At 76.2% G+C, this 2,054-nt stretch carries 2 protein-coding genes; both read left to right on the top strand.

Going from position 1 to position 2,054, the window contains the following annotated elements; all coding sequences use genetic code 11:
- The coding region (locus tag RIF68_RS35250; RefSeq protein ID WP_309055651.1) for an alpha/beta hydrolase at positions 1–606 on the top strand (606 nt) is incomplete at its 5' end.
- 8 nt (positions 607–614) lie between these two features.
- The gene (locus RIF68_RS35245; protein ID WP_309055649.1) at positions 615–2,042 is read left to right on the top strand and encodes a DUF3152 domain-containing protein; all 1,428 of its coding nucleotides are present in this window, start codon (positions 615–617) and stop codon (positions 2,040–2,042) included.
- The last annotated feature ends 12 nt before the right edge of the window (positions 2,043–2,054 follow it).

The raw sequence follows: 2,054 nt of genomic DNA, 5'->3' as shown, positions 1-2,054 counted from the left end.
CCCGTCCACCTCTTCGGCAACTCGCTGGGCGGCGCCGTCGCCACCCGCGTCGCTGCCGTCCGCCCGGACCTGGTGCGCACCCTCACCCTGATCTCCCCGGCCCTGCCCGAGCTGCGTGCCCAGCGCGGCGCCTGGCCGACCGCGCTCCTCGCCCTCCCGGGCATCGCCCCCCTCTTCTCCCGGCTCACCCGGGACTGGACGGCCGAGCAGCGGGTCCGCGGCGTCCTCGGCCTCTGCTACGGGGACCCGGGCCGCGTCACCGACGAAGGTCTGCGGCACGCCGTCGAGGAGATGGAGCGCCGCATGGCGCTCCCGTACTTCTGGGACGTCATGGCCCGCTCCTCGCGCGGCATCGTGGACGCCTACACCCTGGGCGGGCAGCAGGGCCTGTGGCGCCAGGCGGAGCGGGTCCTCGCCCCGACGCTCCTCGTGTACGGGCGGCGCGACCGGCTCGTCTCGTACCGGATGGCCCGGCGGGCCGCCGTCGCCTTCCGGGGCTCGCGTCTGCTGACCCTCCCCGACGCGGGACACGTGGCGATGATGGAGTACCCCGAGACGGTCGCCCAGGCCGCCCGGGAACTGATCGCGGACCACGGCGGGAGCTGATCCGGGGCGTGGGACGACATAGCCGCAAGGGCGCCGCGCCCTCGCTCTCCGACACCGGCCGCGTGCCCGTCGTGGAAGCGGGCACCGGAACGGGCCGGCGCCGCAAGCCGCAGGGCCCGGCCGACCGGGAGGCCCAGGCCGCCCCGGCGCAGAACCCCCGGCCGTACGGGGCGTCCGCCGCGTCCGGTGCGTACGGCACCCCGGCGCAGGGGACGCCCGCACACGGGGCGCCGGTGCACGACACCCCCGCCCACGGCACTCCCGCCCACGGCTCCGCGCCGGGCGGTGCGCAGGGCCCGCGTGCCTCCGCGCACGGTGGCCCGGTGCGTGGCGGGCACCCGGCCCACGACGAGGGCGGTGCCCCTTCGCCGGTGCGGCGCGCGGCGCCCCGTACCCCCGTGGCCGGTCCTGGCGCAGCCGGGGGATCAGGCCGCCGGGCCGGGTCCGTCCCCGGCCCGCGTCGCACGGACAGCACCTCTCAGGAGCCCGCCGACGCAGGTCGCCAGGAGGCCGACGGCCGTGAGGGGACCGACGCCGCCGACGGTCGCGGCGGGGCCGACGGTCGCGACGGGGCCGATGGTCGCGGCGGGGCCGACGGCCGTACCGGCCGGGGGCGCGGCCTCACCTACGCCGGGATCGCGGCCGCCGCCGTCACCACCGTCCTCGCCGTCGTCGTCGCCGGACAGGTCGCAGAACGGCAGAAGGGACCCGGCGCCCCGCGCGCCGCCGAGACCGCCGGCGGACGCGTCTCCGACGACACCGCCTCGCGCTCCGACGGGCGGTCCACGCCCAGGACCCCGCCGGCCGCCCCCGCACCCCGCAGGACGTCCGCGCCGACGTACGAGCAGCTGATGACCCGCCAGTTCCCGATCGACCCGAAGCTCACCGGCAACGGGGAGTTCCAGGCCGTGCCGGGCTATCAGAAGGCGCCCGGCAAGGGGCGTCTGATCCGCTACCGGATCGACGTCGAGAAGGGCATCGGTCTCGACCCCGCCCTCTTCGCCGACGCCGTCCACAAGACCCTGAACGACCCGCGCAGCTGGGCCGGCCGGGGCGCGATGACCTTCGAGCGGATCGCCACCGGGGAGCCGGAGTTCGTGGTGACCCTCGCCAGCCCCGGGACGACCGCGAAATGGTGCGCCAAGTCAGGGCTCGACACCACCGTCGACAACGTCTCCTGCGACTCCGCCTCCACCGAGCGCGTCATGATCAACGCCTTCCGCTGGGCCCAGGGCTCCGAGACCTTCGGGCCGAAGGCGATGCACGCCTACCGTCAGATGCTCATCAACCACGAGGTCGGACACCGGCTCGGCAACGGCCACGTCAACTGCCGCACGCCCGGAGCCCTCGCCCCCGTCATGCAGCAGCAGACGAAGTCCCTGGAGATCGACGGCATCAAGTGCCGCCCGAACCCCTGGGTCCACCCCGGCCGCTGAGGCCTTTCCCGC

It is taken from the genome of Streptomyces sp., from assembly GCF_031178505.1.
Classification (GTDB): domain Bacteria; phylum Actinomycetota; class Actinomycetes; order Streptomycetales; family Streptomycetaceae; genus Streptomyces; species Streptomyces gulbargensis.
Note: the sequence above shows the minus strand (reverse complement) of the source record. Positions and strands in the feature narration are given on the sequence as shown.